The sequence below is a fragment of the Streptomyces sp. NPDC057424 genome (assembly GCF_042803315.1).
GTDB lineage: Bacteria > Actinomycetota > Actinomycetes > Streptomycetales > Streptomycetaceae > Streptomyces.
The window spans coordinates 1-8,170 of the sequence record NZ_JBHVCP010000109.1 but is presented as its reverse complement, the minus strand read 5'-3'; the positions used below and the strand labels follow the sequence as shown (position 1 = coordinate 8,170).

Here is an 8,170-nt window from a genome sequence, read left to right as displayed (position 1 = left end):
GTCGTCGGAGGACTGAGGCCACCCCACCAACGCAGAGGGGCGTCTCCCGGCCGGGAGACGCCCCTCTGCGTGCTTCTCGTTACAGCGCCACGCCCAGCAGCGCGTCCACGGCCCGGGAGACCACTCCGGGCGCGCCGATGTCCGTGCCGCCGCTCCGCTCCTGGAGCGCGACCCAGCGGTCGACCGCGGTGAGCGCTGCCGGGGCGTCCAGGTCGTGGGCGAGAGCCTCGCGGATCTCGTCGACGAGCGCCTCCGCCGGCGGCCCGTCGGGCCGCGACACGGCGGCCCGCCAGCGGCCGAGCCGTGCGACGGCGTCCGGGAGGACCTGGTCGGTCCACTCCCAGTCGGCGCGGTAGTGGTGGGCGAGCAGCGCGAGCCGGATGGCGGCCGGGTCGACGCCGTCGCGCCGCAGCGTGGAGACGAAGACCAGGTTTCCCTTGGACTTGGACATCTTCTCGCCGTGCAGGGCGACCATGCCGGCGTGCACATACGCCTTGGCCATGGGGAACTCGCCGGTGAGGGCCTGGGCGTGCGAGGCGCCCATCTCGTGGTGCGGGAAGGCGAGGTCGGAGCCGCCGCCCTGGATGTCGAAGCCCATGCCGAGGTGGTCGAGGGCGATGGCCACGCACTCGATGTGCCAGCCGGGCCGTCCCCGCCCGAGTGATCCGCCGTCCCAGCTGGGCTCGCCCTCACGGGCCGCCATCCACAGCATCGGGTCGAGCGGGTTCTTCTTGCCCGGGCGGTCCGGGTCGCCGCCGCGCTCGGCGGACAGCAGCCGCATCGCCGCGGCGTCCAGGTTCGAGACCTTGCCGAAGTGCGGGTCGGACTCGACGGAGAAGTAGACGTCCCCGTCCAGGTCGTAGGCCGCGCCGGCGTCCCGGAGCCGCTCGACGAGCGGGACGATCCCGGGTATGGCCTCGACGGCTCCTATGTACTGCCGGGGCGGCAGCATCCGCAGGGCCGTCATGTCCTCACGGAAGAGGGCCGTCTCCTTCTCGGCGAGCGCGGCCCAGTCGAGGCCGTCGCGCTGCGCCCGCTCCAGGAGCGGATCGTCGACGTCGGTGACGTTCTGGACGTAGTGAACCTGCCGCTTGGTGTCGAGCCACACGCGCTGCACGAGGTCGAACGCGTTGTAGGTCGCCGCGTGTCCCAGGTGTGTGGCGTCGTACGGAGTGATGCCACAGACGTAGATACGGGCGACGGGACCGGGGTCGAGGGTGACCAGACCGCCGGTCGCGGTGTCGTGGATCCTCAGGTCGCGGCCCTGACCAGGCAGGGCGGGGACCTCGGAAGCGGGCCAGGCATGCATGCCTTGAGCCTAACCGGACTGAAGTTCCATATACGAATGGGAGCGGGCCGGACGGCCGAGAAGGCGCTCTTGCGGCAGTCGGACGGTTGTGCTGCTACACGGGTGGCCAGGGAATCGCCGGCCACTCCCCGCTCGGCTCCGGGTGGGTCCCCGAGGCGAGCAGCGCGCCGACCCGCGCGCGGGTGGCGTCGATCTCCGCGCCGGTGATCAGCGGTTCGAGTCGCGCGGCGAGGGTCCCGCCGTCGGCCAGGCCCTTCCTGAGGCCCTCGAGGACGTCGACGGCCTCCTGGGTGAGGGGCTCCCCCGCCCACCCCCACAGGAGGGTCCGCAGTTTGTTCTCGGCGTTGAACGTGACCCCGTGGTCGATGCCGTACAGCCGTCCTTCGCCGGTGGGCAGCAGGTGCCCGCCCTTGCGGTCGGCGTTGTTGATGACCGCGTCGAGGACCGCGAGCCGCCGCAGCCGTTCGTCGTCGGCGTGCACGAGCAGCGCGGTGCGTCCCTCGCCGACCTCGGCGAAGCCGATCGCCCTCCAGCCGGGCCCGGGTTCCTCGCCGTCGACCAGGGCGAGCAGTTCCGCCTCGGGCGTCACCTCCACCCACAGCTGGCACATGCCCTCGCCGTAGGGGCCCTCGCGCAGCAGGGTGGGCGGCACGAGGCCCCAGCCGGTCGCCTCGGAGACCTCGTACGCGGCGACCTCGCGCTGGGCCAGCGTCCCGTCGGGGAAGTCCCACAGGGGCCGCTCCCCCGCGACCGGCTTGTAGACGCAGGCCGCGTCCTCGCCGTCGTGGGTCACCGTGCAGTACAGAGCCGCGTTGGAGGCCTCACGGATACGTCCGCGCACGGTCAGTTCGCCGCGGGCGAGCAGCTCGGCGGCGTCCGTGGGAGGCGTCACGCTCCGCGGCGGTATCCGTTCTGGCGCGGACATACGTGTCCTTCCGGGTCGAGCGGGAGGCTGCACAGCGGGCACGGCGGCCGCCCGGCGTTGACGACGTCGAGGGCGCGCTTGGCGAAGGCCCTGGCCTGAGCGCCGGTGAGCCGGACCCGCAGCATCGGGGGCCCGTTCTCCTCGTCCTGGAGCAGCCGCTCCTCGGCCTCGGCGAGGTCCTCCTCGGATTCCGCGTCGAGCTCCACGAGCGCCTGCGCCTCGACGATCATGAGCTGCTCGTCGCCGTCCCAGGCGAGCGCCATGGTGCCGACCCGGAACTCCTCCTCGATGGGGGTGTCCAGCGGGGCGGTGTCGGTGTCCGACGGTGCGACGGCCGGGACGTGGGCACTGCCGCCGCTACGGCGTACGACCTCGTCGAGCAGTTCGTCCATGCGTTCGGCGAGCGCGGCGACCTGGGTCTTCTCCAGGGCCACGCTGGTCACCCGGGAGCCTGCGGAGGCCTGGAGGAAGAACGAACGGCGCCCGGGCAGTCCGACCGTGCCGGCCACGAAACGCTCCGGATGGTCGTAGAGGAACACCTGACGGGACACGTCCTGTCTCCATTGGAATCGTGGGAACCGTGAGACCACGGCACTGCTGCGACCGCTTCACCCTACTGCGGCGAACGATCACGGTGCGCCCGCACCACCCCCGACTTCGGCCTCGCCGCCCGGCGGTTCCGCGCGCGGCGCCAGGGACGTGAAGTCGCCGGTGTCGCCGAGCCGGACGAGAAACGGCCGCAGTCGTGTGTAGCGGATCGCGGTGATGGAACACGGTTCAACGGAGATCCGCTGGAAGAGGTCGAGGTGAAGTCCGAGTGCGTCGGCGACGAGCGACTTGATGATGTCGCCGTGCGAGCACATGAGGTAGACGGCGTCGGCGCCGTGGTCGCGCTCCACGCGCGCGTTCCACTCGCGTACGGCCTCGGCGGCGCGCGTCTGCATGGCCCGCATGGACTCCCCGCCGGGGAAGGCGGCCGCGGAGGGGTGCGCCTGCACCACCTCCATCAGGGGCTCGTCCGTGAGCTCGGCGAGCTTGCGTCCGGACCAGTCGCCGTAGTGGCACTCGCCGATGCGCTCGTCGGTGTGCGGGCTCAGCTCCGGCCGGGCCTCCAGCAGCGGCCGGAGCGTTTCCTGGCAGCGCTGGAGCGGGCTGGTGACGATGTCGGCGAGGGGAAGTCCGGCCAGCCGCCCGGGGAGCGCGGCGGCCTGCGCGGCGCCGCGCTCGTCGAGGGCGACACCCGGCGTCCAGCCGGCGAGCACCCCCTCGGTGTTGGCGGTGGAGCGTCCGTGCCTGACCAGGATCAGCGTGGGCATGCGCTCCAGCGTAGGCGCACGCGCGCGTGTGGTGTCGTTCGAGTGACGGGAGACTCGCTTCGTGATCGTCGACTGTGCCATCTACCGCGACGGACAGCGGACGGAAGGGCCCGGGGACCTCTCCGACTCCCTGGGCGAGGCCCGCACGGCGGGCGGGTTCGTGTGGATCGGGCTGCACGAGCCGACGGAAGGTGAGTTCGACCATGTGACCCGGGAGTTCGGGCTGCACCCGCTGGCCGTCGAGGACGCCCTCAAGGCCCACCAGCGGCCCAAGCTGGAGGTGTACGACGACTCGCTCTTCGTGGTGCTCAAGCCGGTGGCGTACGAGCCGCAGAGCGACACCGTCTCCTCCGGCGAGATCATGATCTTCCTGGGCGACTCGTTCGTGGTGACCGTCCGGCACGGCGAGGGTGCCCCGCTCAAGACGGTACGCCACCGGCTGGAGCAGGAGCCGGAGCTGCTCGGCAACGGCCCCACGGCCGTGCTGTACGCGGTCGCCGACGCCGCCGTCGACCACTACCTGGACGTGGCGACGGAGCTGCAGACCGACCTGGAGGGTCTGGAGGCGGAGGTGTTCTCGCCGGACGGCGGGGGCTCACGGAACACGGCGTCCCGGATCTACGGCTTCAAGCGGCAGGTCCTGGAGTTCCGCCGGGCCACCGGGCCGCTGGCCCCGCCGATGAGCCGGCTGGCGGGCACGGCGTCGTCCGGTGTGGCCGTGCCGTTCGTGGACGACCGGGCCCGGCCGTTCTTCCGCGACGTCAGCGATCACCTCACGCGCGTGAACGAGTCCGTGGAGAACCTGGACCGGCTGGTGTCCGACATCCTCTCGGCGCATCTGGCGCAGATGAGCGTCCGGCAGAACGACGACATGCGGAAGATCTCCGCGTGGGCCGCCATGGCCGCGATCCCCACGATGCTCGCGGGGATCTACGGCATGAACTTCGAGCACATGCCCGAGCTGCAGTGGAGCTGGTCCTATCCGGCGCTGATCGCCCTGATGGCCGTCCTGGAGATGATGGTGTTCCGGCTGTTCAAGCGCCGGGGCTGGCTGTAGGGCGGGCCCGCTCAGGCGAACTCGGGTTCCGGGGTCGCGGGGCCGCCGAGGGCGTTGCGGCGCTCGGGTGTCGTCAGCGACACCATCCGGCGCCACCCGACGGTGCGTTCGTAGGCGTACGCCGCGTGGATGCCCGCGGCGAGCACCGCCGACTTGGCCTTGGACCAGCCGAGGACGCGGCCCATGTGCGCCATGACCGCGAGGCTGACGTCCCGGTAGATCCGGATCTCGGCGAGCGCGCACTCGCGCAGGGTGCGCTGGATGGCCCGGCCGTGGCCCGCGTAGGCGAAGCGCAGCAGTTCCTCGTGGCAGTAGGCGAGGTGGTTGTCCTCGTCGCTGGAGATCTGCTTGACCGCGCGGCCGATGAGGGGGTGGTCGGCGAAGTGCTTGCGGAGCAGGACCATCTGATCGGTGGCGCGCTGCTCGGTGACCCTGCTGTGCGAGAGGTAGGTGACGATGTCCTGGACCGTGAGCCGCTCGTCGCGCGCCAGCTTCTCGTGAGCGAGACCGATGCCGTTCTTCTCCAGGAGCACGGTGTAGTCGGTCTCCGGCGGGACCGGGACGGGATCGAGGCCGCGCTTCTTCATCAGGGCGTTGAAGATCCGGCCGTGCTTGTCCTCGTCGGCGCCGTGCCGGCTGATCTTGGGGGCGAGTTCACGCTCGGACTCGGGCACGAGCGCGGCGATACGGGCGTTCTCCCAGCCGCCCTGGGACTCACCGCTCGCGGCGATGGAGCAGAACAGGGCGAAGGACTCGTCGTTGTCGAGGATCTCCTGGAACAGACTCTTGGCCGAAAGCATCGTGGGCACCTCTCCCGCGCGCGCGTGGACGTACTGCGGCATTCCGCAGGTTTCCGCGAAGAACGAGTCAAGTGCGGGGTGGAGGGCTCTGCAACAGGTGTGACGGACAACTCCGCCGAATGGAGGACGCGGGGCGCGTGTGCTGAGCCCGGAGGAGAGGGTGCTGTGCCGTAACCCACGGCGGGCCGGCGCGTTGTTCCGCGTGACGGCCGTGGCGGGGAAGACCCCCGAGCCCCCACCACGGCCGCTGAAACCTCCAGGCCCCGTCGTCCGACGACAACGCGGCAGATGCGCGTGCCGGACCACGCGCCTGCGGCGTGATCCGGACGACAGAACCTAGGCGAGCCCGGCGCGCTCCAGGGCCTCCGTGCCGGCCCGCAGGGACGCGAGCCGCTCGTCGAGAGTGAACCCCGCCGGCGCGAGGGACAGGGTGGTGACTCCGGCCGCGGCATAGGCCTTCATCCGGTCCGCGATCCGGTCCACGGAACCGAGCAGGGCCGTCTTGTCGATCAGGTCGTGCGGCACGGCGGCCGCGGCGCCCTGCTTGTCGCCGGAGAGGTACTTGCTCTGGATCTCGGCGGCTTCCCGCTCGTAGCCCATGCGCTGCGCGAGCTGGTTGTAGAAGTTCTGCTTGGGGCTGCCCATGCCGCCGACGTACAGCGCGGTGTAGGGGCGGAAGGTGTCGGCGAGCGTGGCCACGTCCTTGTCGTCGCCGACGGCGAGCGGCAGGGTCGGGCAGACGTCGAAGCCGTCGAGGGTCTTGCCGGCCTTCTCACGCCCGGCGCGCAGGTACGTGATCGTGGTGTCCTCGAGGTGGTCGGCGGACGGGAAGATCAGCAGGGCGCCGTCGGCGATCTCGCCGGTCTGCTCGAGGTTCTTCGGGCCGATCGCGGCGATGTACAGCGGGATGTGCTCGCGCTGCGGGTGCACGGTCAGCTTGATCGGCTTGCCCGGGCCGCCGGGCAGGGGCAGCGTCCAGTGCTGTCCCTCGTAGGACAGGCGCTCGCGGGTCATGGCCTTGCGGACGATCTCGACGTACTCGCGGGTACGGGCGAGCGGCTTGTCGAACTTGACGCCGTACCAGCCCTCGGAGACCTGCGGGCCGGAGACGCCGAGGCCGAGGCGGAAGCGGCCGCCGGAGAGGGAGTCGAGGGTCGCGGCCGTCATGGCCGTCATCGCGGGCTGCCGGGCCGGGATCTGGAAGATGGCCGAGCCGACGTCGATGCGCTCGGTCTGGGCGGCGACCCAGCTCAGTACGGTGGCGGCGTCGGAGCCGTAGGCCTCGGCGGCCCAGCAGACGGCGTATCCGAGCCGGTCGGCCTCCTGGGCGACGGCCAGATTGTCCGCGTCCATTCCGGCACCCCAGTAGCCGAGGTTGATACCGAGCTGCATGCCGATTCCCCTTACTGATCAGTAACGTGCCTTGTGCGGGCACCTTAGCGCGGGGGCCGTGCCGAGGTACATCGGCCACGGCCGACCCGCCGTTTAGATGAGTGAACAGAAATCATGGACACGACCATTGACGCGTCCACAGCACGTTCGTACTTTCACTGGAAAGCGCTTTCCATCACCCACCTTCCGCAGGACGAACGGAGAGGCAAGGATGAAGCGAGCACTCCCCCAGAGACTGCGTGCGGCACTGGCCACGCTGGCCCTCGCCGCCGGGACCGGCACGCTCGTGGCCATGCCCGAGGCCTCGGCGGCGACCGGCAGCGCCACCGGCTACGCGACCCAGAACGGCGGAACCACCGGCGGCGCCGGAGGCCAGACGGTCCGGGCGACGACCGGAACGGCGATCCACCAGGCCCTGTGCGGCCGGGCGAGCACCAGCACCCCGATCACCATCGAGGTCACGGGGACCATCAACCACGCCAACACCAAGAAGGTCTCCGGCGGCAGCTGCGACACCGCCGACGGCGTGATCGAGCTCAAGAAGGTCAGCAACGTGACCCTCGTCGGAGTCGGCAGCGGCGCCCTCTTCGATCAACTGGGCATCCACATCCGCGAATCGAACAACATCATCATCCAGAACGTGACCGTCCGGAACGTCAAGAAGTCGGGCTCCCCCACGTCCAACGGCGGAGACGCCATCGGCATGGAGCGCAACGTCCGCAACGTCTGGATCGACCACACCACCCTGGAGGCTTCGGGCGGCGAGTCGGAGGGCTTCGACGGGCTGTTCGACCTCAAGGACAACACCCAGTACGTGACCCTGTCCTACAGCGTGCTGCGCAACTCCGGCCGGGGCGGCCTGGTCGGGAACAGCGAGAGCGACCGGTCGAACGGCTACATCACGTACCACCACAACCGGTACGAGAACATCGACTCCCGCGCCCCGCTGCTGCGCGGCGGCATCGCGCACATCTACAACAACCACTACGTACGCCTCAACGAGTCCGGCATCAACTCCCGGGCCGGCGCCCGCGCCAAAGTGGACAACAACTACTTCGAGGACTCCAAGGACGTCCTCGGCACCTTCTACACCGACGAAGCCGGCTACTGGCAGGTCGGCGGCAACATCTTCGACAACGTCACCTGGTCCAGCCCTGGCAGCGAGAACCGTCCGGCCGGCCCCGACCCGAAGTCGAACACCACCGTCGCCGTCCCGTACTCGTTCACTCCGGACGCCGCCACCTGCGTGCCGGCCATCGTGAACCGGACGGCGGGCGCCGGCAAGGGCCTTCAGGTGTCGGACGGCAGGTGCTAGTTGTATTGACCTGAAGCGTTGTTCACACGGCTGATCGGTGGGTGGCCGCCGAGTGC

At 70.4% G+C, this 8,170-nt stretch carries 7 protein-coding genes and 1 pseudogene; 2 read left to right on the top strand and 6 right to left on the bottom strand.

Annotated elements, in window-relative coordinates; genetic code table 11:
* Positions 1-79: 79 nt before the first annotated feature.
* The 4 genes from mshC to ACFU3E_RS37865 form a co-directional block, all read right to left on the bottom strand.
* Positions 80-1,309 (bottom strand): cysteine--1-D-myo-inosityl 2-amino-2-deoxy-alpha-D-glucopyranoside ligase, encoded by a 1,230-nt coding sequence (gene mshC / locus ACFU3E_RS37880; RefSeq protein ID WP_384169217.1) that lies wholly within the window; start codon positions 1,307-1,309, stop codon positions 80-82.
* A 94-nt stretch (positions 1,310-1,403) separates the two neighbouring features.
* The gene (locus tag ACFU3E_RS37875) at positions 1,404-2,234 is read right to left on the bottom strand and encodes an SCO1664 family protein (RefSeq protein WP_384169214.1); all 831 of its coding nucleotides are present in this window, start codon (positions 2,232-2,234) and stop codon (positions 1,404-1,406) included.
* Entirely contained in the window at positions 2,198-2,785 is a 588-nt protein-coding gene (locus tag ACFU3E_RS37870; protein ID WP_033311881.1) for a DUF3090 domain-containing protein, read from the bottom strand. The genes ACFU3E_RS37875 and ACFU3E_RS37870 overlap by 37 nt, the downstream gene beginning before the upstream one ends.
* 78 nt (positions 2,786-2,863) lie before the next feature.
* Positions 2,864-3,550, bottom strand: coding sequence for a histidine phosphatase family protein (locus ACFU3E_RS37865; RefSeq protein ID WP_384169211.1), 687 nt, complete (start codon positions 3,548-3,550; stop codon positions 2,864-2,866).
* A 61-nt stretch (positions 3,551-3,611) separates the two neighbouring features.
* On the opposite strand from ACFU3E_RS37865, the gene corA reads away from it, so the two are divergent.
* Entirely contained in the window at positions 3,612-4,607 is a 996-nt protein-coding gene (gene corA / locus ACFU3E_RS37860) for a magnesium/cobalt transporter CorA (protein WP_384169208.1), read from the top strand.
* A gap of 11 nt (positions 4,608-4,618) precedes the next feature.
* Here corA and ACFU3E_RS37855 read toward each other — a convergent pair whose 3' ends face one another.
* Together ACFU3E_RS37855 and ACFU3E_RS37850 are read right to left on the bottom strand one after the other, a co-directional pair.
* On the bottom strand, positions 4,619-5,407 hold the full coding sequence (locus ACFU3E_RS37855; protein WP_384169205.1) for a ferritin-like domain-containing protein: 789 nt from the start codon (positions 5,405-5,407) through the stop codon (positions 4,619-4,621).
* Between the two features lie 336 nt (positions 5,408-5,743).
* Entirely contained in the window at positions 5,744-6,799 is a 1,056-nt protein-coding gene (locus ACFU3E_RS37850) for an LLM class F420-dependent oxidoreductase (RefSeq protein ID WP_384169202.1), read from the bottom strand.
* 211 nt (positions 6,800-7,010) lie between these two features.
* Between ACFU3E_RS37850 and ACFU3E_RS37845 the strand changes: the two are divergent.
* Positions 7,011-8,111 (top strand): annotated as a pseudogene (locus tag ACFU3E_RS37845) (polysaccharide lyase family 1 protein); the annotation flags it as partial.
* Between the last annotated feature and the right edge of the window lie 59 nt (positions 8,112-8,170).